We start from the raw sequence: 22,562 nt of genomic DNA, 5'->3' as shown, positions 1-22,562 counted from the left end.
CTTACGCTTCCCCCTTTGCAATCTAAACATTGCTATATATATTTTAACTGACTGCCAGGGCATTATAAAGAAGAACTTCCTTAGTGATCACAAAACAGCTCTTCTCTATAGAAGAGCTGAAGTAAATCACTCGATTGTTCCTGTACTTTTTAATGCGACATCAACAGTAACATCAAAAGGTAATGTGGGATAAGCCTCTTCCCACTTTTTAAATGTATCTTTATGGTTTAGCTGCATGGTTCTATACCTCAGTCCAAATCCAAAAGGATCTAGCTTTTCTTTTTGAAGAGTAGTAAATAATTTCTCTAGTTCCTTTTTTATTTCTTTCGAAGCCAATTTATTATAGTTTTCCAAATTTTTTAAGGATAAATTTTTATTTGACTGGCTTATTACACCGGACATTTTAACATTAATCTTAATAGAAGTAGGTTGTCCATTTTCCTTCATTATTTTATATTTCATCTTAGTGGTACCCATATTTAATACTAAATTTAAACCGTCAGTAGTTATTTTAAAACTATAACCAGGTATACTGTTTGAAAGTGAATTGAAATCTCTTGTAAAGCTCGATGACAATTCTAATGGCTTTGTTTTTTCCTTTACTATCACTGATTTATTTACTATTAGTTGAGTACCTGTTTCGTTTGATTCTACTACTGGCAAAATTGAATCAACACCTTTTCCAAAAAAATCCCTTCTAAATTCATAGAGATAAGTGGAGACAATGTATGGACTTTCAGTGCCAGTATTACCGAAAAATTTAATAAGTGGAGATGCTACCGGAGATTCCCCTTTTGGCTCTGTTCGAAGAATTTCTTCTGCAGTAGGTTTAGCTGCCGCGATCCAAGCGATGAATTGTATATCACCTCTCCTAACTAAATAGTCCATAAAATCCTTTAATTCCTCTTCTAAAAGTGACTCATTTATTAATATTATTTTTGCGTGGCCAAAATCTAAAACTTTATCAGTATGTGTTTCTAATATTCGAATCGCTTCTTCTAGATTTTCACCTTCGTGAACTAAATATTGATAGCTTGCTTCTTTTTCTTGTTTAATTTGAGAAACAGGAATAGCTAATTTTAGTGTGATTCTATATTTACCATTTTCTTTCTCGGAAGGGTCAATTCCAATCCCAGTTACAAATATTCGATTATCAATATCTTTAAAGCCGCAGCCTGAAAGAAAGATTGTAACGACAAATATTATTGCTAGAAATTTTATATGTACCATTAAGAATTTGACCTCCGTTTAGCAAAAAGCAAAATACTGATTAAAATGACATAAAAGATTGGTAAAGTATTATAAAAATAACTGGAGTATTTAAATAATTGATATTCATTTATTTGCCGCGTGGAAATGATTCCCATCACACCAAACAAAAAAACAAATAAATAGGATGTAAGGTTCTTGCTTTTCCATTCTAACTTTTTAAAATGAAATATACTCTCAAACAATTTAAGAGAAACATGCCAGTGTATCAATAGGCTGATAAATGCAACGCCTAAAAATACAATAACAAACACGAAAATCACTCGTTCAATTATTCCATATCTCAAACGTATAGAATCACTAGTAGATACCCAAGGAAAGTTAAGATTTTCGATTTGTTCGAAGCCATTAAAACCAATTGGAATGAAATACGTTGTAAATAAACTAAAAATACCTACCAAGCCTAAAAATATTACTTGTTTTATGCCAATTCTTTGGGTGATATTCATAAACTTGTTAAAAATTATTATATTCACAGCCCCTATAAAAACATATGTAGATGCTGAAAAAGCAGTATAACTTGGTTCTTTATTGATGTACATGATAGCTACCTTTACAAAATCCCATTCTAACTGAGGATCTGCATACGCTTTTAATAACAAAATGAAAATGACAGGTAAAAATAAGACCAATACGAGCTCAGTTGTATAAAGAACGCTTTTTTCTTTCATTAACACACCAAAAGAGGCAATCAATATGAATGCAAGAGTGGTAATTGTGATTGAAGTTTCATATGACAAAAACGTATTGAACAAAAACACATAAGTAATAAGTGTTATGAGACCTGCTAAATACCAAGAAACAGCAAAATAAAATAATACTGGATAATAAACCCATTTGGAAGTGCTTTGCTTTAATATTTCAGGTAAAGTCATACTAGGAAAATAGCTAAACAAGTTAATTACTACAGTTGTTAGGATAACTCCAGCGATGACCGCAATAATCATGGAGATTATTACTCCATTTTTACTCTCACTCATTAAAATTTTAGGTACAGAGGCTATGATATTCGTAACCATTGTGACAATAATTAAGTAATAGAGATAGCGGCTCATCCTGTTGTTTTCACCTCTTTTTCCTTCTTCTCACTCTTCCAATTCATTTTTAAGTAAGGTTCTCCAAAACTTTTTTTGTTTGTCAAGAACATTAATATCCCAAGAGAGCCTAACATTAACCCTATAGTTCCAAAAAACGTTGTAAAAATAAGCAACATATATCTGCAGATTCTAATAGAAAAACTCATTTCACTTATTGGAATTACAAAGCTCGTAATAGCAACAGCAGACACAATAATAATCATTATGTTAGAGGTTAATGCAGCTTCTGTAGCAGCAGTACCTAAGATTAATCCACCAACCGTTGTAGCAGTTGCACTAATAGCTTTAGGCAACCGTATACTTGCCTCAACAAGAAACTCCATAAATATAAGCATTAATAATACCTCAATAAAAGACGGATAAGGTATCCCAATTCTACTCCCTGCAACTGTCAGTGCTAATTCGGTCCTCAAAATGTCAGGAGTATAAGACGTCACTGCTACATACATGGCAGGCAAAATTAGGCAAGCAATCAAACCAATATATCGGAGAATAGAAGTAAACGTAGTTATCCAAAAAGTATGATAATTATCTTCCATGGAAAGCATAAAATCGAAAAATACCACTGGTGCTATTAAAGCATGAGGACTCCCATTTACCATAAGAACAACTTTACCCGCAGCAAGATTATAGGATATCCGATCAGGCCGCTCCGTTAAAATGAGTGTTGGAAAAAGGGAAATCTTTGAACCATTTAAGTGTAGCTGTAAATCTCCTGCGGATTGAATAAGAGATACATCTATGCCTTTTAATCTTTTTTGGATATTTTGTAGGACCGATTGATTTACTGTCTTTTCATCATAAATAATTGCTACCGGTTGATGAGATTTATCCTTTAATTGATGTAATTCAAACTTTAAGGAAGGCTCGTGATAACGATGTCTGATAATGTTCAGATTCGTTTCTATATCTTCACTTAGAGCTAATTGTGGACCATAAACCGTTGGCTCCATTAATGTTTGTTGTACAACATTCGAATTAACAAATTTAATATCTAAAAGATAAAAATTATCTTCAATTGCAACTAAAACATGTCCTTTCGTTATTTCAATCATTAGTTCTTCCCCTGATTTCATTTCAATTAAGTCAGGTAGAGATTTAATATACGAATTATAATTTGTACATGATTTAATCTCAAAAAAAGGTTTAATGATCATTTCATGTAATTTAACGCCATTGACTACTGTTTTTAAATAGAAAATGTATACTATATTTCCTTCCATTTGCAAAGGAATTAACATAATATCAATGGAAGGACTAAACTTATCTGATAACTGCTTCATTAACTCTGGAGGATTCGTTTTCTCATTTGTATTCAATTTATACACCTCAATTAATGAGAATCTGTAATACGTATAGGATATCCGAAAGAACAAAATCCTATCCAAGTTATTAAATTTATTAAAGCAATAAATAGTAAGAAATCGTCGATTTCCGTTTCAGGCCCTACGCTTTCCACGGGCACGGCCTCAGCCTTCTCCCTCACTACGCTAAGTCCGGGTGCTTCGGCTCGTGCTGTTCCCGTAGGAGTCTTCGCGCCTTCCACTCCAATCGACAAGTGTTGACTAATTTAAAAAGTGTTGAGTTTCTAAATCTTCTAAGACGTTGAGGTGTTGAATATCATTCTGACTAAAAACCAAATTAATGAACGTGAACAACTTGAAAAACGAAGCTGATTCAACGACACATTTAGGAAGGGTATGTGGAGGAAGCGGAACATCTACGTATTATGTGGAAGTAAAAGAGATATATGCTAAACGCAAAGAAACAATTGAACGCGTCTTTGCTGATGTGAAAGAAAAGCATGGTATGCGTTGGACAACCTTTCGGTCCCTTAAAAAATTGTCTATGCAAGCGATAATCACTACTTTTGTGCGATGAATTTGAAAAAGCTCACCACTTGGACATGGAAGCTGCCTAATGCGAGTTGAAAACGTCTCGTAGAGATGACTCACACATAAAATTCAGGGGAAATTTGAACTTAAACCTTTAAAATTGACAAAGTACCCCGAAAGAACTCTCGGGGTACTTTTTATACAGTCTGAACTCACTTCGATTAAAACGGGTTAGTAATTTATAGTTCTCAACAAATCTAATTTAAGTTTTTCTCATAAATAATCCTGCGTATACTAACAGAGTTCCAAACATAATTAAAATACCAATATATACAGACATCATGGTAGGTATTAAAAACGCCCCTATGATTATTGTGGAACGGGCAATCAGATCTGCACCACTAAAAGAAAAGTTCGTGAACGCAGAATAAGAACCTCTTTTGTCTGATGGAATCATATTCGCTTGCTCAGCGTTTCTAACTGGAGAATAGATTAATTCTCCCATAGTTGCTATCAAATTAAACAAGATTAGCACATAAAAAGTATTAGCTGAAGTAACTGTTACATAACCGATACCATATATGATCAAGCCAATCAATAAAACGTTTTTATTACTAAATTTATCCGTTAGTTTATTGATCAGAAACGTAAAACATACGACAAGAAGCATATTCTCAATATTAAGTATGCTTAACATTCGAACACCAGCAATCTCAAAGTTTCCTATATGTACAGATTCAAACGTCTCTGCTAATCGAACACCTATATAACTGTTTAACGAAAACTCCGCTGCAAAAATGAACATGGATCCTATAACTACTTTCACAAAGGGTCTGTCTTGAAAAGCAACTTTGTAGTTTTGAATTAAATCCAAAAACACATTTTGATGCTGCTTTTCTCTTCTAATGGTATGTTCATCAATTAACCAAATTTGATAAGCAATTGGTAATATCGTGGAAGTAATCGTTAGCAATACAAATAATTCTATTTGATGATGCAAATATAACAAACCGCCTAATGCAGCACCTATAGCCATTGATAAATTTACGAGCCAGTAATCGAGTGCATACACCTCTTTTCTGTTTTCAGGAGTGGTCGAATCGATAATTATAGCGTGCATCGCTGGACGTCCAAGGCTACTTGTCACTATGTATAATGTGTAAGCAAAGGCAAAAATGGAAATGATGTTGTCTCTAGGATACAAACTAATTGTCATCAACAAAAAAAGGAATGCACTAATAGATGAAGTTAGTACTAATACTCTTTTTCGTTGGAAACGATCCGAAATATAGCCCCCTATAAGATTCACAAAAAAACTAATGATTACAGTAAAAACTAGAAAGAGTCCTGCCCATACCTTATTCATTTCTTGTGCAAAAAATAGTGCCATAAAAGGCATTACTGCGGAGGATACCGCGCGATTAAAAAATGAAGTAATGAGACGAACCTTAATATTTTGTGGATAGTTTTTCCAATTCATGTTGTTCCCCTCCTCTGTCTTTAGTATATTAAACTAGACTAAGTAAAATAAAAACGGACAAATAATTAATCTATGTCCACTTTAATAGGAGGATAGAATGGATAAGAATTTATTAAAGCTTTGGCATTCAGTGTCTTCAGGACCAATAAAACAAGAAGAATTAGCAGATGTCCTCCAATTAAGCACAAAACAAACCACACGTAATATACAGAAATGGTCTAAAGAAGGCTGGCTCACTTATACTTCTGGACGTGGACGTGGCAAGGTATCAAACCTACAATGGCTAAAAGATGTGGAAAGTATTTTTGAAGAACGTGCTATGAAGATCATTGATGAGGAAGCAGTTGATATAAGTAGCAAATATTTGTTATTCGAATGGTCATTGGAAAGTAAACTGCGGTTAATGAATAAATTTCGTTCAAAATTCGGTTATGTTCAAAATACAAATGACAAACTTGTCGTTCCAAGAAAATTTCCATTTTTAACAAAGCATCCTCTTGAAGCTGCTGATGTACATAGCGCAAATATTGTCGCAACGATTTATAACCGATTAGTTTTTGTGGATGAAGAAGGAATTGTATACCCGGAACTAGCTCATAGCTGGGACATAGGAGAAACTAAGCTTCGAATATATTTAAAAAAAGATATTAAATTCCATGATGGTTCCATATTAATTGCAGAAGATGTTACAGACTGTTTGGAAAGGATACGAAATCATGATTGCTATAAAGATATATGGGAGCCAGTAAAAAAAATTGTTGTAGCTGCACCATTAGTAGTAGATATACATTTTCCGAGAGGTTGTACCTATTGTTTACAAATGCTCGGTACAATGAATGCTAGTATTTATAAAGAAATCAAAGGAAACTTAATAGGGACTGGTTGCTTTTATCTCGAGGAGAACAATGATTACAAAACAAAATTAGTCGCGTTTAAAGAGTTTTACGGAGAAAGACCTTTATTAGACATAATTGAGTTTGTCCAATTACCAGTCGGATTTGAGATAGTGTATCGTTCTTCAACAGAAAATCAGCCTACATTTCAAGTGGAAAGTGATTCTGGCTTTGGGTTGGTTGTCATGAATGTAAATCGTAACTCTGCTATTCAAAGAAAAGAAGTACGTGATTACTTACATTTTATAATCGCAAAGTATAGACATACAATTGGTAAAGTGGATCAGAGAATTTTACCTAATCCTCATGGCTGCCTTATTGGTCATAGTAAGAAATACATGTTGTCAGAAGTGGAACGCCCATCATTTTCAGAACCACTTATAATAAAGTTAGTAAATTACACGGAAAATACTACTAATTGGTTGAAAGGTATATTTGAAAGAGAAGGAGTTCCAGTTCATATAAAATGGGTCTCTTTTAAAGATACGATAGCAAATAATATGAAGAACGAAGAAGTAGATCTCTTTATTCATGGTGAAGTTTTTGAAATGAATCAAAACTTTTCATTCTTTTATTTCTTAAGAAATGGTTTTTCTCCATTAGCAACCGTTTTAAAAGAAAATAATAAATGGATGGACTATTTAGAGGAATACGTAAACACTCCATTTGAAGATTGGACATCATTAAATTTAAAGGTAGAGAAAGCATTGATTGACGAATCTATTTTTGTTCCACTTTATTATGCGAAACGTCAAATTCCTTTCTCCGCAGATTTAATGAATATTAATATAAAACATTTTGGGTACGTAGACTTTTCAAAGCTTTGGGTTAGACCTACTTGTAATTAAATTTATAGCACCGAATTTTCGGTGCTATATACAATATTCTTGGGGAAGTTACTTTTTAAAGTGTCTGACACATTTAAATTCTTAACTCGAATTTTATAAGCTCCCTTAAATCATCAATGACTATATCTGCTTTTTCTAATTCAATCGATTGAGCAAAATCAAAATTCACTCCTATAGAAACTAACCCGTTGTCCTTGGCTGCGTTAATATCCGATAAACGGTCACCAACAACTGATCCAGTACTAATATTATTTTCCTGTAGTACCTTCTTTACTAAATCAGATTTATGTCCTGAAGGTATTGACTGAATACTGTATATCTTTTTAATATACTTGTCTAATGTATATGTATGAACAATTGCTTGTAAGTAATCTTCTTGTCCATTGCTAGCTATGTAGAGATTATAGTTCTTACTTAACAATTCCAGTACCATTTCCGAATAAGGATATAATGAACCCTTTCCTTTTTTAATTAATTCAATTAACTTTTCTTGGAAGAACTCATTGCTTTTTTCTCTTATCTCAATAGAGTGGTTTGGACATAATGTTTTCCAAACCTCTGGTAACGGCACACCCATAATTTCACGATACTTATTAATAGGTGTTTCTCCAGTCCATAAATTTTCCTTTCTTAGCATATTAAACGTTTTTTCTAATGCAGGCTCTAAAATTAAATTAGTTCGAAATAATGTACCATCCATATCAAATATAATTGATTGTTCCATACACACCCACCTTTTTAATATAAGACGATTAGCAAAAGATTAAGTTCTTAGAAAAAATATTTTTCATAAAAAAAGGACCAATAAATGATCCTTTTTCTTCACTCATCCATGTATATATTACTCAATTATATGTTTAATAACTGCCCTTTCTTTTCCAAATCTATCACCATGATCAATAAATCCCAAACTGGCATACAAATTATGTGCCCCCAAATTTTCTGGATGATAACCAACTACGATTTTCTTTACATTTGGTAATTTAGCCATCTCATTAATCATTAGCTTAGTTGCAGCTTTACCAATACCTTGACCCTGGAATTGCTTATCCACCATTATTCTATATACCCAATGTCCCTCAAGTTCTTCTGGAACAGAGTTATACATTAAAAAACCAACAACTTTTTCTTCTAAGTAAATACCATATAGCACTAATGTAGGTTCGAACTTAGACTGAGCTATAGATATAGCATTTGGTTCAATATAATTGCTTTGTTCTTCTGAAATCTCTAATTGACAACATTCATACCAGTTATCTTCATTTAATTCTACCAATCTTACATTATTTGTTCTCATAAAACTTCCCCTTTTTGTTTTGGGGAAACGCGTGTATTTTAAAAAAGCGTAATCCCCTTAATGTCATTTACAATATAGAGTCTTTTGTTTACCATAATGACCCCCCCCCTAGCAATAATACCTATCAACAAAATATAAGAATAATTGAATTTTTAGTCAAAATAAATTATACCCTACTATTCCAAAATTAATTTCTCCCTAACAGTTATATTATGTAAATTCAGGACAAACTCGTTGTTTTGTTGCTTGTTCAAAAGCATAAGCAAGCTTTATTAATACGCCTTCACTAAATGCGGTACCTGCAAAAGTTACACCAAATGGTCTTCCACTATCTATGTAGCCAGCAGGAACTGCTATAGATGGATAGCCAGCTTTAGCACTTATTGTAGATCCTATATAAGATGGAAAAAGAATTGCGTCAAGGTTATATTTTTTTAAAGTATAGTCGATTCCCATCTCCTGTGAAAAATACAAATCTTCTAATTTTGCATTTAAATATTCAGGGTTTCTTAATGTGTTTGGAAGGCTTTCTCTAAATTCCAACTTATTTTGCCCATACTTTAATGTTTTCTGCTCATTTTGTTTATTGAATTGAATTAATTCGGTATCTGAATGGACTGGTATGTAGTGTGGAAGCTGTGATAAATAATTTCCTAAACTATGCTTCAGTTCATATATAGGAACTCCCCAACTCCAATCCCTTTTAAAAGAAGGAATTTCGATATTTTCAACAATTTCTGCTCTTTCTTCGTTTAATGTCTGAATAACTTTTAAAAACAGTTTTTCATCGTATTCCCCTGATGTATAAAAATCTTCAGATGCATTGTTAAATACTCCGATTCTAGCTCCTTTTAATCCTTTAGAATCTAGGAATACAGTATAATCATGCTTTGAAATATCTTCACTTTTAAGAGTAGCTGCATCCAATTTATCGACTCCTGTCATGGCACCCAATAAAATTGCTGCATCCGTAACTGTTCTTGCAAAAGGTCCTGCAGTGTCTTGTGAATATGTAAATGGTACGATGCCTGTTCGACTAATTAATCCAACTGTAGGTTTAATTCCAACTACTGAATTTTGAATGGCAGGACTGAGTATAGAAGCATCTGTCTCAGTACCAACAGATACTACCGTAAAATTGGAAGCAACCGCCACAGCAGAACCCGAGCTAGAACCACCGACAAATAGATTACTCCCATATGGATTTAATACTTGTCCACCTCTAGAACTATAACCTGCCCACATAGTAGAGGACATTCCATTAGCCAATTCAGTCATATTTGATTTACCTAAAATAATTGCACCTGATAATCGTAGTTTTTCAACAAGAAATGCGTCATGCTTACTAAGATGATTTTCTAAAGCGAGTGTTCCGGCACTTGTATGCATGAAATCATTTGTTTCAATATTGTCTTTAAGCAATACAGGAATTCCATGTAAAAGCCCTCTAGCTCCTTTTGTCTTTCTTTCATGATCAAGTGCTTCGGCTATAAAAATAGCATCTGGATTTATTTCAAGGACAGAATTTATCATCGGACCTTCTTGGTCAAACTTCGCTATTCTATCAAGGTAATACATTACTAACTCTTTTGAGGTTATTTCCCCATCTTCTAATGCATCCTGTAATTCATGTATCGTTAATTCTTCTTTAAAAAAATGTTTGAACTTGATCTTCATTTAGATCCCCTTAAATTTCTCTATATTTTTACCCTATATTTTTTTATGCTTTGCAATCTTTAAAAACTGCCACAACTAAAAAGCTTCATAAAATACGAATATGTGAGTTCAACAGGTTTACTCATTTTTAACCGTGTCCAATAGCTCTACATCCACATTTTCTGTATCATTCCAACTATGAAACCTCTCTAAATGCCATTTATCCATTTGTCTTTCATACCCGTTTGCTTCCATCCAAGAATGTAAACGTTCGTAAGCATCTCTGATTTTAAGGTTTGGTCCCTTATGTCTCCACACAATATATTTTTGAGGTGGAACAGTTAAAGTAACCATCCCTTCTGGAATCTCCTCATACTCTTTAACTTGCATGCATACCCAGTAGCCATCTTGATTTTCGGAATGACTATCAACAACAAATGCTCCAAATTGTACAAATGGATTTAGAACATTTTTAATCTCACTTAATCGTTCATTTAGCTGGTTAGCAACTTTGGGTATTTCGTTTACATATTGAGTACCATCACATAATATACGAAAGCCAACTAACTTAATTTCATCAAGGCATTCAATAGATGGATTCTGTAAGAATTGTTTTGTCATAAATTTTCCCCCTTATCTATTAACACTCTTTATAAACTTCTACAAACACTAGAAATATTCCTGTTCATGAAGTAAAACTAAAATTTTTAGCGCTATTTCTTCGCGGAAATACCATCGTAATCAGAGCTTAGAAAAGGGTATATATCGAGAACAATTTACACGCTTAAAAATTCTATTTACAAGTTAAATTTATAGGAGTATTATTACTTGCAGTTTCATATTTCTAAATCGCTTAATTCATTAGAAACGGGGGAACCATTTGTGGCATTTATGCCGCGTGGGGTGAATCCTATGAATGTAGGTAGGGCTACTCTATTGGCCCAAATCCGACAGCTAACCTCGTAAGCGTTCTGAGAGAGGAATTGGAGCTAGTGAGAATGAAATAATGTCCACTAGGCTATTACCTATGCCTTGTGGACTTTTTTTGTACTTATTTTTCATTTTGTGATGTTATGTAATGAAAAGATTTTCGAGTTTTGTTTCTAAATTTACATTATGGGGAGTGTTCGCATGCGTGGAATTAAAAAGAAAAGAATTGTAGTTTCACCTCCTGTTATTATTGCTGGAAGTTTCTTATTTTTAATAATGATTGGGACACTCTGTTTAAAGCTCCCCTTTGCTACAACGACGTATATATCATGGACGGATGCGTTATTTGTAGCAACGTCAGCAACTACAGTTACTGGGCTCAGTGTTTTTGACCCTGGTACTACGCTCACTCTGTTTGGGGAAATTGTATTAATGATTTTAATACAATGTGGTGGTATCGGCTTGATGACATTTGCAGTAGCTATACTTATTCTTCTTAAAAAGAAAATAGGGCTACAAAATCGTATATATATGCAAGAATCATTTAATCAAGAGTCAATAGGTGGCATTATCAAATTAGTTAAGCTGATTTTATCATTTGTTTTATCGGTTCAACTTTTTGCAATTATCATTTTGGCCATACACTGGATTCCTACTTTTGGCTTTAAGGATGCGTTGTATATAAGTATTTTCCATGTTATTTCTGCCTTTAATAATGCTGGTTTTTCCTTATTTCCAGATAACTTAATCGGATTTGCAAACGATCCTATTGTGAATATTGTGATAACAGCTCTTTTTATAATTGGTGGAATCGGTTTCACCGTTTTATATGATATTCATCAGAAAAAATCATTCAAGGAATGGTCGCTTCATACGAAAATGATGATTATCGGCACAATTATCATTAATGTTGTAGCTGTCTGCATAGTTTTCATACTCGAATATGATAATCCAGCAACTCTCGGCAATATGCCTTTATATGAGAAAGTGATGGTTTCCTACTTTCAAGGCGTATCCCCTCGTACTGCAGGGTTTAATACGTTAAATTATGGTGATATGGAAGATCCTACAATTCTTTTGACGATGGTCTTAATGTTTATTGGTGCTGGAAGTGCATCAACAGCTTCGGGGATAAAGCTAACAACTTTTATCGTTATTATTCTTGCTACACTGGCATTCTTGCGTCAACGTGAAGAACCAGAATTATTTGGACGATCTATTCGTCTCGATATAGTAATACGATCTTTAGCGATTGCCACAATTGGGTTATTCATCGTCCTTTCATTTATCTTTTTGTTAACCATTACCGAAAATATTCCCTTCCTTCCACTTGCGTTTGAAGTGGTGTCAGCTTTCGGCACTGTTGGATTGTCAATGGGGATAACAGCTCAACTAAGCGACATAGGTGAAGTCCTTTTATGTATGGTTATGTTCGTAGGAAGAATTGGTCCATTAACTTTATTTTTCTTGCTGATGAAACCCAAAAAGGTTCATTATCGCTATCCATATGACCAAGTATTTACTGGATAAATCATCTTTTCGGTTACTATATATATCATTTTAGTTCCTAATTAACTTTGTGATTGCCAATAAATAGAATAACATTTTTTTAGATATGAAAAGAGGAGGTAACAAAATGCCAAAACAAGAGAAACTATTTGCTGTTATTGGGTTGGGAAGATTTGGAGGAAGTGTGTGTAGAGAGTTATATACGCTTGGTCATGAAGTGTTGGCAATAGATCGTGACCTAGACAGAGTTGAAAACTTTATACAGTATTCAACCCATGCAATTCATGGAAACTCCACAGACGAGGCTTTTCTTAAGTCGATCGGGATACGGAATTTTGACCATGTTGTAGTAGCAATCGGAGAGAATATTCAAGATAGTGTACTCACGACGCTCAATTTAAAGGAATTTGGGGTCCATACCGTATGGGTCAAAGCCCAAAATACGTACCATCAAAAGGTTTTAGAGAAAATTGGAGCAGATCGTGTTATACATCCTGAAGTGGAAATGGGGATTCGAACTGCTCAATCTATGTCCTCGGATCGATTGTTAGATTATATTAACTTGTCCAATGAATATAGTGTAGTAGAACTTCGAGCTACAAATCTAATACATAATCGATCATTGCTTGATTTAGATGTACGGGCAAAATTCGGCATTACAATTCTAGCAATTATTAGAAATGAACAAATTAACGTTTCTCCATTACCTACTGATATTATTCGAGAAAACGATGTACTAGTGGCAATGGGTAATAATAATGACTTAAAACGCTTTGAAGAAAAGATGTTGTAAACTATAGTAATCGAAATATTTAATGAGATGATGAGCTTTGTTCTTAAGAAAAAATTCAGCAGCTCCCTTAAATTTTTATGTACTTTCTTCTTCAACTAAAACATTCTTTAGTTGAAGAAGAAAGTGCTGTTCTGTCAAAAGCTGAATGCTATCAACTAAACTATATTCTTCATTACTGAGGGACTATTAGTTTTTTATTATTTTATACTTTAAAAATNTTATTAATCTATTTATTCTTAAATTACACTCAATATAAGTTTATAAAATTATAAATGAGGTAGATAAATAGAAAGAACCTAATAAAAGGTGGGATAAGCAATGAAAAAAAGAACGATTGCATTACCATTAGCACTGTCTTCTATTTTCTTACTCGGAGCATGTGGAGAGGATGACAAAGATGTAGAAGAAATTGAAGTAAACGATCCTTTATTAGAAGATGATGGCCAAAATGACAGTGGTGTTCCTGATGAGAACAAAAAAAATGATGATTCTGATACGGAAGACTCTGGATCATAATATATATTCAGCAGAATCATCTCCCCGGTCTGTTACACTAACAAAGGAGTAGCAAACGGGGATTTTTTTCTTTCTTTTTATTTTCAATATACCATTTAGAATGAACTAATTTGCATTAAATTTAACTTTGCAATTAGTTTTTTGGACGATCAAATTTTATGTTTTATAATTTTTTCCATCCATTATGTAAAAATGACTCAAAATCGTATCTTACCGATTTTGAGCCTCTTTTGTTAATAAACAGATGTATTTTCTTTAGAAATATTTTCTAAAATTTCTTTTACTCTAGCTAGGAAGCGACCACAAACTAGACCGTCAAGTACACGATGATCTAAAGAAAGGCAAAGGTTTACCATATCACGCGCTGCAATCATACCGCCATCCATTATTACTGGACGCTTCACGATAGATTCTACTTGAAGAATGGCTGCTTGCGGGTAGTTGATGATTCCCATCGACTGAACAGAACCAAATGACCCTGTGTTGTTTACAGTGAATGTACCACCTTGCATTTCCTCTGATTTTAATTTGCCAGAACGAACTTTTGAAGCAAGCTCGTTTACTTCACGAGCTATACCTTTAATCGTTTTTTCATCTGCATTTTTAATAACAGGAACGAAAAGAGCATCTTCAGTTGCTACGGCAATTGATATGTTGATATCTTTTTTCTGTACGATTTTATCTCCTGCCCACATTGAATTCATCATAGGGAATTCTTTTAGCGCTTGTGCAACTGCTTTTACGAAGAACGCAAAATAGGTAACGTTAAAGCCTTCTTTTTGCTTGAACTCATTTTTAATGGAGTCACGGTAGTTAACTAAACTTGTCACATCCACTTCAATCATTGTCCAAGCATGTGGGGCTTCGTGTTTACTACGAAGCATATTTGCAGCGATAGCTTTACGAACGCCTGTCACAGGAATCTCTATATCACCAACTGCTACAGGAATATTAGCTGGAGCTGATTTTGGGGCTGAAGTAGTTTGCACTGTTTCATGTACCTTTTCTTCTTTAGAGATTTCAGGAGTTGCAACTGGGATATCTCCACTCTCAATAATTTTCAGTAAATCTTTACGAGTTATACGACCTTCATTACCAGTACCATTTACTAGTGAGAGATCAATACCATGTTCTTGTGATAGTTTTAAAACAGCAGGTGAATAGCGTGCTTTTGCACCTTTTTCACGTTGAACTGGTGCAGGAGTATCAAGCTTTTGTAATTCAGCCGGTTTAACTGTTTCAGCAGTAGGCTGTTCAGGAGCTGCTTCATTTACTTCTTCTGAAGAGCCACCTTCTGTTTCAATTGTACAGACTACTTCTCCAACAGCAAGTGTATCTCCCTCGTTGGCGATAAGCTCTTTAATAACACCTGTAAAGGAAGAAGGTACTTCAGCTGTTACTTTGTCTGTATTTACTTCTGCAAGTGCATCGTATTTGTTTACGTGATCCCCTGGCTTTACTAACCACTTTTCAATCGTTCCCTCGGTCACACTCTCACCAAGCTGGGGCATTTTAATTTGTTCTAGAGCCATATGAATTACTCCTTCCTGTTAATATTCCGCTAGCTCGCGCATTGCTTTTTCGACTTTGTCTGGATTGATCATGAAGAATTTTTCCATCGTTGGTGCATATGGCATAGCAGGAACATCAGGACCAGCAAGACGCATAATCGGAGCATCTAAATCAAATAAGCAGTTTTCTGCAATGATTGCAGCAACCTCACTGATGATACTACCTTCTTTGTTATCTTCTGTAACAAGTAATACTTTTCCTGTTTTAGATGCGGCTTCTATAATCGCTTCTTTATCTAAAGGATAAATCGTACGTAAATCTAGTATATGGGCAGAAATTCCGTCTTTTTCTAATCGTTCAGCTGCTTGGAGTGCAAAGTGAACAGCTAGACCATACGTAATAACCGTAATATCTTCCCCTTCACGTTTTACATCTGCTTTACCAATTTCAATTGTATAATCGTCTTCTGGCACTTCACCTTTAATTAGACGATATGCACGCTTATGCTCAAAGAACATAACTGGGTCCTCATCACGAATAGCTGCTTTTAGTAATCCCTTTGCATCATATGGAGTAGAAGGAATTACAATTTTTAAACCAGGTTGGTTTGCAAAAACTGCCTCTACTGATTGGGAATGATAGAGTGCACCATGAATACCGCCACCAAAAGGAGCACGAATAACAATTGGACAGGTCCAATCATTATTAGAACGGTAACGAATACGGGATGCTTCGGAAATAATTTGGTTTACTGCTGGCATGATAAAGTCAGCAAATTGCATTTCTGCAATCGGACGTAAACCATACATAGCTGCTCCAATTCCTACTCCAGCAATCGCAGATTCAGCAAGTGGTGTATCGAGGACACGGTATTCCCCAAACTCATCATATAGGCCATTTGTCGCTTTAAATACGCCACCTTTACGACCTACGTCTTCACCTAAGATGAAGACGCGCTCATCACGAGTCATTTCTTCTTTCATTGCAAGTGTGATTGCATCGATATAAGACATAACTGCCATTATGCATTCCCCCCATCTTTTTCAGCATATACATGCTTCAATGCATCTTCGGGAGCAGCATAAGGCGCATTTTCTGCATAGTCAGTAGCTTCATTTACTTCTTTCATCACACGGTCGTTTATTTCTTTTTCTAAATCCGTGGATAAAATATCAAGATCTCTTAAATATTTAGCAAATGTAATAAGTGGGTCTAGGGCTTTACCTTCTGCTATATCTTCTGCTGTACGATATTGGCGATCATCATCATCTGAAGAATGGGCTGTCAAACGGTATGTTACCGCTTCAATTAAGCTAGGTCCTCCACCATTACGAGCACGATCCGCTGCTTCTTTTACTACTTTATACACTTCAATAGGATCTTTACCATCTACTGTAACACCAGGCATTCCATAACTAATTGCACGGTCTGCTACATTTTTACTTGCCACTTGGCGTTCAAATGGGACAGAAATTGCATATTTGTTGTTCTCAACCATAGTTATACAAGGTAATTGGTGTACTCCTGCAAAGTTCAAGCCTTCGTGAAAGTCTCCTTGGTTCGAAGAGCCTTCTCCAAGAGTTACGAATGTAATAAAATCTTTTTTCTCAATTTTAGCAGCTAATGCGACGCCTACCGCATGTGGTAATTGAGTAGTAACCGGTGATGAGCCAGTTAAAATTCTATTTTTCTTTTGACCAAAATGCCCTGGCATCTGACGACCACCAGAGTTTGGATCCTCTGCTTTAGCAAAAGCAGATAACATTAAATCTCTAGGTGTCATACCAAAGTGTAATACTACACCCATATCACGATAATATGGTGCGATATAGTCTTTTGTATTATCAAGCGCATACGCAGCGCCTACTTGTGCAGCTTCTTGACCTTGGCAAGAAATAACGAATGGAATTTTCCCTGCTCGGTTTAATAACCACATACGTTCATCAATACGACGAGCCATTAACATCGTTTCAAACATTTTTAGCACATCTTCATTTGTTAAACCTAATTCTTCATGACGATTTGTTGTCATCAGAACTCCTCCTTTTACATATGAATAGCTTTTCCGTCAACAGCTAATGCCGCTTCACCAATTACTTCGCTAAGCGTTGGGTGTGGATGAATAGTATGTGCTATTTCCCATGGTGTTGCATCAAGAACCATAGCAAGACCAGCTTCAGATATCATATCCGTCACGTGTGGACCAATCATATGAACTCCTAAAATATCATTTGTTTCTTTATCCGCAACAATTTTAACGAAACCATCTGATTCCCCATAAACTAGTGCTTTTCCAATTGCTTTAAATGAGAATTTTCCTATTTTAACATCAAAGCCTTGTTCCTTTGCTTGTTGTTCTGTAATACCAACACTTGAAGCCTCTGGACTAGAATAGATACAACGCGAAACTAATTTATAGTCGATAGGTAATGTGTGGTTACCGGCAATATGTTCAATTGCATTAATACCTTCATGACTTGCAACATGAGCCAGCTGAAGCCCACCAATTACATCACCAATCGCATAAATATGAGATTCTTTCGTTTGAAAAGTTTCAGATACTTGAATAAATCCATTTTCAACAATTATATCCGTATTCTCAATTCCGATGCCCTCAACATTTGCTTGACGTCCGACTGAGACGAGCATTTTTTCAGCAGTAAAAGTTTTAGTTTCTCCATTTAGCTCAGCAGAAATAGTCACCTGATTATCCGCTGTTTGAAGTGTCTCTGGAAGAACCTTAGCACTTGTGGCAAAGGTTACCCCTTTTTTAGATAGAAGTTTTTGCATTTCTTTTGAAATATCTTTATCTTCTGTAGGAATAATACGATCGGCATATTCGATAACCGTCACTTCTACACCAAAATCATTTAACATAGAAGCCCACTCGATTCCAATTACTCCTCCACCAACTATTAAAATTGACTTCGGCAATTCTGTCATAGCTAATGCTTCATCAGAGCTCATAACATATTCCCCATCAATTGTTAATCCTTGTAATGTACGCGGTCTAGAGCCAGTAGCGATTACTACATTTTTAGGGATAAGCATCTCATTTTCATCGCCGCTATTCATCTCCACTGAGATAGTTCCGCCTGGAGAAGGTGAGAAAATAGATGGCCCTAGCATTCTTCCTGTACCCTCATAGACATCAATTTTCCCTTTTTTCATCAAGCCTCGCACACCTTGATGTAATTGGCTAACAATCGATTCTTTTCTAGATTGAACTCGATTAAAATCAAGCGTAACTTCTGAGGTATTTACACCAAATTCTGCAGCATGATTTTTCGTTGTAGCGTATACTTCAGCACTTCGGAGTAAAGCTTTACTTGGTATACATCCTTTGTGCAAGCAAGTACCACCTAAATTTCCTTTTTCTACAATTGCTGTTTTCAAACCTAATTGAGCTGAACGAATAGCGGCTACATAACCACCTGTACCGCCACCAATAATGACTACATCATATTCTTTTGCCAACTTTTACATCCCCTTATTAATCCATCTTGAAGGCCGCTTCACTGTTAAGAAAAACGGCCATTCTGTTATTGGATGAATTTAGTTGTTCGACTTATCTTCCTGTGATGATATGTTTTCCGTTTTGTAAGAATTGGCTACGTGATTTGCTTACGCGTGCAATACGCTCTTCTGCTAAACGGTCAGCCGCAACGTAAGTTGGAATACCATCACGTTTAGAAATTTCAAAAATTCGTTCGATTTTATCATAAATACCTGCAACTCGGTTCATTGCACGGTCATGATTATAACCATATAATTCATCTGCAACATTAATCACTCCACCAGAGTTGATAACATAATCAGGTGCATATGCAATTCCCATTTCGTGGATCAAATCACCGTGCTTTGTATCTTTTAATTGGTTATTTGCAGAACCTGCAATAACTTTAGCTTTTAGCTGTGGAATTGTAGAATCGTTAATAATTGCTCCAAGTGCACATGGTGCAAAAATATCTGCTTCTTGTGAATATATCTCATCCACGCCAACTTGAACTGCTCCAAATGCATTTACAGCACGATCAACCGAAGCTTGGTTGATGTCCGCTATAATTAGTTTAGCACCTTCATTGTGTAAATACTCACATAAAGTGTATGCTACGTTTCCTACACCTTGTACCGCAACTGTTTTTCCTGCCAATGAATCTGAACCAAATGCTTCTTTTGCTGCAGCTTTCATTCCAACATACACACCATAAGCTGTAACTGGAGAAGGATTACCTGACGAACCAAACGCTTCAGAAATTCCAGTCACATAGTTTGTTTCTTCATGAATTAAATCCATATCTGCTACTGTTGTACCAACATCTTCCGCAGTAATATATCGTCCGTTTAAACCTTGAATGAATCGACCAAATGCACGGAACATTTCTTCATTTTTATCTTTCAATGGATCTCCAATAATAACAGTTTTTCCGCCACCTAAGTTTAAGCCCGCAGCTGCATTTTTATAAGTCATTCCCTTTGCCAAACGTAGTGCATCTTCAATCGCTTCTTCTTCTGTTGCGTAGTTCCACATGCGAGTACCTCCAAGTGCAGGTCCTAATGTAGTATCATGAATAGCGATAATCGCTTTTAATCCGGATGTTTTGTCTTGGCAAAATACCAATTGCTCATAATCGTAAGTCTCCATATATTTGAAAATTTCCATCTGTAGTTCCTCCTAGTAGTTAAGTTATTATTTATTTTTTCGAAAATATTATTTTCGTAAAATACATCCCCATGTAATTTTATGTTTGAAACCCCTTTGAAAAAATATCAATGGACATTCCTGTGATTTTACATCCCCATGTAAAATACCTCATTAATCTAAATTATATTTTTCTAATTTGTAATATAAAGTACGCAATGAAATATTCAGCTTTTTTGCAGTTTGTGATTTATTTCCTCCACAAACTCGGAGAGCATTCAGTAGTACTTTTTTCTCCATAACATCCATTTGCTCTGCAAGTGTACCTATCTGTACTTCATCTTGTGCGTCATCTGAAATAGACAATATCGATTTAGGTAAATGATGTTCTTCTATTATTCGATCTTGCGCTTCCAGAAAAATCATTGCTCGACTAATAACATTTTCAAGCTCACGTATATTTCCTGGCCAATCATATAACAACAAACTTTCCATTGCGGATTTTGTAAATCCTTCGATATTTCGACCGAATTCCTTATTTAATTTCACAAGTAAATGATCCGCAATATCTGGTAGGTCTTGTTTTCTCTCTCTTAAAGATGGCACATGGATCGGCATGCGGCTTAACTGAAAATAAAAGTCCTCTCGAAATGTACTTTCACGCATTAACTTTTCCAGATTAAAATAACTCGCTGCTATTATTCGGACATCGACTGGAATAGGTGTGGTACCACCTACTCTTACAATTGCATTTTCTCTAAGTACACGGAGTAACTTCGCTTGTGTTCTAATAGTTAACTCACCGACTTCGTCTAAGAAAATGGTACCCATATTTGCTTCGTCAAAAAGGCCAGGATAGCTAACTTCACCATCATCATAACCAAATAATTCACGCTCTAATAAGTGTTCTTCCTGAGAGCTACAATTTACTCGGATGAATTGCTTAAATTTTCTATTACTGGCACTATGAATTGCATGTGCGAACAATTCTTTACCCGAACCGACTTCTCCCCTTAAAAGCACGGTTACCGGAACGCTTGCAGCAAGCTTTGCTTGATTGACTGCAAATTGAATGATTTCAGATTTACCGACAATATCTTCAAATGAAAAGCTAAACTCCAAGTTTCGAATGAGAGTACGTGCTTGATCGAGCTCTTTCATGAGAGATCTCATTTCGGTCATATCGTGTATAACACCTACACTACCTTTAAGTCGGTCATTGACAACAATTGGAGCAACGTTCACAATAACATCTTTTTTCTCCTTACCTACTCTTATATTAACTCCTCGAATAGGCTTGCGTGTTTGGAGAACTTTTAAATGTATACTCTCTCCTTCAGAAATATCCGCTGTCGCAGGTTTCCCTATTACTTCTTCTTCCTTCAATCCAGTAATCCGCGAATATGCAGGATTAATAAGTATCCCTTTTCCATCCTCATCTACTACGGAAATAGCATCATCGCTAGACTGGATAATTGCTTCCAGCATCGTTTGTATTTCTGTTAAATTGGTGATTTCTTCTGCAAGTTGGACAACTTCTGTTATATCTTTAAAAACAGCAAATGCACCAATCTTTTGACCTTCCTCATTAATCATCGGATATCTTGAGGTGACTATTTTGGTACCGCTTTCAAGAATTAGTTCTTTATTTAACTCAGTCTGTCCTGTATCGAATACTCTTGGTAATTCACTTTGAGAAATAACATTATAAATATGCTCTCCTATGGCATCCTCTATAGAGACATTAGTCATTTTTGAGGCGCTTTTATTAAAAAAGTTCACGATGCCATTTTCATCAATACCAATCATACCTTCTTCAACTGAATTAAAAATTAGTTCTTGTATTGTATTTTTGTTATCTAAAATTTGAATAAATTTATTTTTCTCTTCTAATAATGTGACAATTAAATTTGCAATTTCACCTGGAATTAAAACTGCCGTTGCCGGTCTATCTGCTAGAAGTTCTAAAAAAACTTCTTTTTTTCCAGTGACGTCAATAATTATTTGGATATCACCTTTTATAAGATCCTTCCAATCGGTATATGTAGGAATTTGCTGTTTTTTTGCATATTGCATGCCAAGAGCATTTTCGTCAATATCAACTACTGCTTTCACTTGAAGGTAGTCTGCCTCTTCAAATAACTTCAAAAGTGCATATCCGCCTTTACCTGCTCCAACGATTAATATGTTTTGCAAAAATATGCACACCCCCATTTAAACTCTGCAAGTAATTGCACTTCTTCATAATCATAACGTAAGTTCCATGAGTTGACAATAATTTTCTC

Annotated in this window: 18 protein-coding genes, 1 pseudogene and 1 riboswitch; of the genes and pseudogenes, 5 read left to right on the top strand and 14 right to left on the bottom strand. The window is 35.0% G+C overall.

Translation table 11 applies throughout. The annotated features are described in order from the left end of the window. Positions 1 to 126: 126 nt before the first annotated feature. From AN959_RS14910 to AN959_RS14900, 3 genes are read right to left on the bottom strand one after another with little or no spacing between them, the layout of a single operon-like run. Entirely contained in the window at positions 127 to 1,230 is a 1,104-nt protein-coding gene (locus tag AN959_RS14910; protein WP_056831786.1) for a Ger(x)C family spore germination protein, read from the bottom strand. After that, positions 1,230 to 2,324 (bottom strand): GerAB/ArcD/ProY family transporter, encoded by a 1,095-nt coding sequence (locus AN959_RS14905; RefSeq protein WP_056831785.1) that lies wholly within the window; start codon positions 2,322 to 2,324, stop codon positions 1,230 to 1,232. The genes AN959_RS14910 and AN959_RS14905 overlap by 1 nt, the downstream gene beginning before the upstream one ends. Beyond that, positions 2,321 to 3,685, bottom strand: a complete 1,365-nt coding sequence (locus tag AN959_RS14900; protein ID WP_253278919.1) for a spore germination protein — start codon at positions 3,683 to 3,685, stop codon at positions 2,321 to 2,323. The genes AN959_RS14905 and AN959_RS14900 overlap by 4 nt, the downstream gene beginning before the upstream one ends. 350 nt (positions 3,686 to 4,035) lie before the next feature. On the opposite strand from AN959_RS14900, the pseudogene AN959_RS14895 reads away from it, so the two are divergent. Beyond that, a pseudogene (locus tag AN959_RS14895) lies at positions 4,036 to 4,297 on the top strand (transposase); the annotation flags it as partial. 166 nt (positions 4,298 to 4,463) lie between these two features. On the opposite strand, the gene AN959_RS14890 reads toward AN959_RS14895, so the two are convergent. Beyond that, on the bottom strand, positions 4,464 to 5,681 hold the full coding sequence (locus AN959_RS14890; protein ID WP_056831781.1) for an MFS transporter: 1,218 nt from the start codon (positions 5,679 to 5,681) through the stop codon (positions 4,464 to 4,466). A 97-nt stretch (positions 5,682 to 5,778) separates the two neighbouring features. Between AN959_RS14890 and AN959_RS14885 the strand changes: the two genes are divergently transcribed. After that, a complete protein-coding gene (locus tag AN959_RS14885; protein ID WP_056831779.1) occupies positions 5,779 to 7,422 on the top strand; it encodes an ABC transporter substrate-binding protein in 1,644 nt (547 codons plus the stop codon). Positions 7,423 to 7,495: 73 nt separating this feature from the next. On the opposite strand, the gene AN959_RS14880 is transcribed toward AN959_RS14885, so the two are convergent. The 4 genes from AN959_RS14880 to AN959_RS14865 form a co-directional block, all read right to left on the bottom strand. Further along, a complete protein-coding gene (locus AN959_RS14880) occupies positions 7,496 to 8,146 on the bottom strand; it encodes an HAD hydrolase-like protein (RefSeq protein WP_056831777.1) in 651 nt (216 codons plus the stop codon). Between the two features lie 117 nt (positions 8,147 to 8,263). After that, on the bottom strand, positions 8,264 to 8,719 hold the full coding sequence (locus AN959_RS14875) for a GNAT family N-acetyltransferase (RefSeq protein WP_056831775.1): 456 nt from the start codon (positions 8,717 to 8,719) through the stop codon (positions 8,264 to 8,266). A gap of 210 nt (positions 8,720 to 8,929) precedes the next feature. After that, positions 8,930 to 10,396 (bottom strand): amidase family protein, encoded by a 1,467-nt coding sequence (locus tag AN959_RS14870; protein ID WP_056831773.1) that lies wholly within the window; start codon positions 10,394 to 10,396, stop codon positions 8,930 to 8,932. Between the two features lie 117 nt (positions 10,397 to 10,513). Continuing rightward, positions 10,514 to 10,996: a GyrI-like domain-containing protein gene (locus tag AN959_RS14865; RefSeq protein WP_056831771.1), complete on the bottom strand. Its 483-nt coding sequence runs from the start codon at positions 10,994 to 10,996 to the stop codon at positions 10,514 to 10,516. Positions 10,997 to 11,215: 219 nt separating this feature from the next. Then, a riboswitch (cyclic di-AMP (ydaO/yuaA leader) is annotated at positions 11,216 to 11,360 on the top strand. A gap of 131 nt (positions 11,361 to 11,491) precedes the next feature. Here AN959_RS14865 and AN959_RS14860 point away from each other — a divergent pair. The 3 genes from AN959_RS14860 (at position 11,492) to AN959_RS14850 (ending at position 14,123) form a co-directional block, all read left to right on the top strand. Then, the gene (locus AN959_RS14860) at positions 11,492 to 12,835 is read left to right on the top strand and encodes a TrkH family potassium uptake protein (RefSeq protein ID WP_172794378.1); all 1,344 of its coding nucleotides are present in this window, start codon (positions 11,492 to 11,494) and stop codon (positions 12,833 to 12,835) included. 106 nt (positions 12,836 to 12,941) lie between these two features. Continuing rightward, positions 12,942 to 13,607 (top strand): TrkA family potassium uptake protein, encoded by a 666-nt coding sequence (locus AN959_RS14855; RefSeq protein ID WP_056831767.1) that lies wholly within the window; start codon positions 12,942 to 12,944, stop codon positions 13,605 to 13,607. A gap of 318 nt (positions 13,608 to 13,925) precedes the next feature. Further along, positions 13,926 to 14,123 carry a hypothetical protein gene (locus AN959_RS14850; RefSeq protein WP_056831765.1) on the top strand — a complete coding sequence of 66 codons (198 nt, stop codon included), beginning with the start codon at positions 13,926 to 13,928 and terminating at the stop codon, positions 14,121 to 14,123. 233 nt (positions 14,124 to 14,356) lie between these two features. Here AN959_RS14850 and AN959_RS14845 read toward each other — a convergent pair whose 3' ends face one another. The 6 genes from AN959_RS14845 to AN959_RS14820 form a co-directional block, all read right to left on the bottom strand. Next, complete coding sequence (locus AN959_RS14845; RefSeq protein ID WP_056831764.1) at positions 14,357 to 15,655, bottom strand: dihydrolipoamide acetyltransferase family protein; 1,299 nt, start codon at positions 15,653 to 15,655, stop codon at positions 14,357 to 14,359. Between the two features lie 18 nt (positions 15,656 to 15,673). Beyond that, on the bottom strand, positions 15,674 to 16,657 hold the full coding sequence (locus tag AN959_RS14840) for an alpha-ketoacid dehydrogenase subunit beta (RefSeq protein WP_053588931.1): 984 nt from the start codon (positions 16,655 to 16,657) through the stop codon (positions 15,674 to 15,676). Then, positions 16,657 to 17,667: a thiamine pyrophosphate-dependent dehydrogenase E1 component subunit alpha gene (locus AN959_RS14835; protein WP_053588930.1), complete on the bottom strand. Its 1,011-nt coding sequence runs from the start codon at positions 17,665 to 17,667 to the stop codon at positions 16,657 to 16,659. Before AN959_RS14835 ends, AN959_RS14840 begins: the two co-directional genes overlap by 1 nt. Positions 17,668 to 17,681: 14 nt before the next feature. Next, on the bottom strand, positions 17,682 to 19,112 hold the full coding sequence (gene lpdA / locus AN959_RS14830) for a dihydrolipoyl dehydrogenase (protein WP_056831762.1): 1,431 nt from the start codon (positions 19,110 to 19,112) through the stop codon (positions 17,682 to 17,684). Between the two features lie 91 nt (positions 19,113 to 19,203). Then, the gene (locus tag AN959_RS14825) at positions 19,204 to 20,298 is read right to left on the bottom strand and encodes a Glu/Leu/Phe/Val dehydrogenase (protein ID WP_053588928.1); all 1,095 of its coding nucleotides are present in this window, start codon (positions 20,296 to 20,298) and stop codon (positions 19,204 to 19,206) included. A gap of 153 nt (positions 20,299 to 20,451) precedes the next feature. After that, positions 20,452 to 22,473: a sigma-54-dependent Fis family transcriptional regulator gene (locus AN959_RS14820; protein ID WP_053588927.1), complete on the bottom strand. Its 2,022-nt coding sequence runs from the start codon at positions 22,471 to 22,473 to the stop codon at positions 20,452 to 20,454. Positions 22,474 to 22,562: the final 89 nt, after the last annotated feature.

The organism is Psychrobacillus sp. FJAT-21963 (genome assembly GCF_001420585.1).
Taxonomy (GTDB): domain Bacteria; phylum Bacillota; class Bacilli; order Bacillales_A; family Planococcaceae; genus Psychrobacillus.
The sequence above is the reverse complement of the archived record's forward strand: the minus strand, read 5'-3'. Positions and strand labels throughout refer to the sequence as shown.

Coding starts and splice junctions, on each gene's coding strand:
- AN959_RS14910 (WP_056831786.1), bottom strand. CDS start 1,230: ATGGTACATATAAAATTTCTAGCAATAATATTTGTCGTTACAATCTTT.
- AN959_RS14905 (WP_056831785.1), bottom strand. CDS start 2,324: ATGAGCCGCTATCTCTATTACTTAATTATTGTCACAATGGTTACGAAT.
- AN959_RS14890 (WP_056831781.1), bottom strand. CDS start 5,681: ATGAATTGGAAAAACTATCCACAAAATATTAAGGTTCGTCTCATTACT.
- AN959_RS14885 (WP_056831779.1), top strand. CDS start 5,779: ATGGATAAGAATTTATTAAAGCTTTGGCATTCAGTGTCTTCAGGACCA.
- AN959_RS14880 (WP_056831777.1), bottom strand. CDS start 8,146: ATGGAACAATCAATTATATTTGATATGGATGGTACATTATTTCGAACT.
- AN959_RS14875 (WP_056831775.1), bottom strand. CDS start 8,719: ATGAGAACAAATAATGTAAGATTGGTAGAATTAAATGAAGATAACTGG.
- AN959_RS14870 (WP_056831773.1), bottom strand. CDS start 10,396: ATGAAGATCAAGTTCAAACATTTTTTTAAAGAAGAATTAACGATACAT.
- AN959_RS14865 (WP_056831771.1), bottom strand. CDS start 10,996: ATGACAAAACAATTCTTACAGAATCCATCTATTGAATGCCTTGATGAA.
- AN959_RS14860 (WP_172794378.1), top strand. CDS start 11,492: ATGGGGAGTGTTCGCATGCGTGGAATTAAAAAGAAAAGAATTGTAGTT.
- AN959_RS14855 (WP_056831767.1), top strand. CDS start 12,942: ATGCCAAAACAAGAGAAACTATTTGCTGTTATTGGGTTGGGAAGATTT.
- AN959_RS14850 (WP_056831765.1), top strand. CDS start 13,926: ATGAAAAAAAGAACGATTGCATTACCATTAGCACTGTCTTCTATTTTC.
- AN959_RS14845 (WP_056831764.1), bottom strand. CDS start 15,655: ATGGCTCTAGAACAAATTAAAATGCCCCAGCTTGGTGAGAGTGTGACC.
- AN959_RS14840 (WP_053588931.1), bottom strand. CDS start 16,657: ATGGCAGTTATGTCTTATATCGATGCAATCACACTTGCAATGAAAGAA.
- AN959_RS14835 (WP_053588930.1), bottom strand. CDS start 17,667: ATGACAACAAATCGTCATGAAGAATTAGGTTTAACAAATGAAGATGTG.
- AN959_RS14825 (WP_053588928.1), bottom strand. CDS start 20,298: ATGGAAATTTTCAAATATATGGAGACTTACGATTATGAGCAATTGGTA.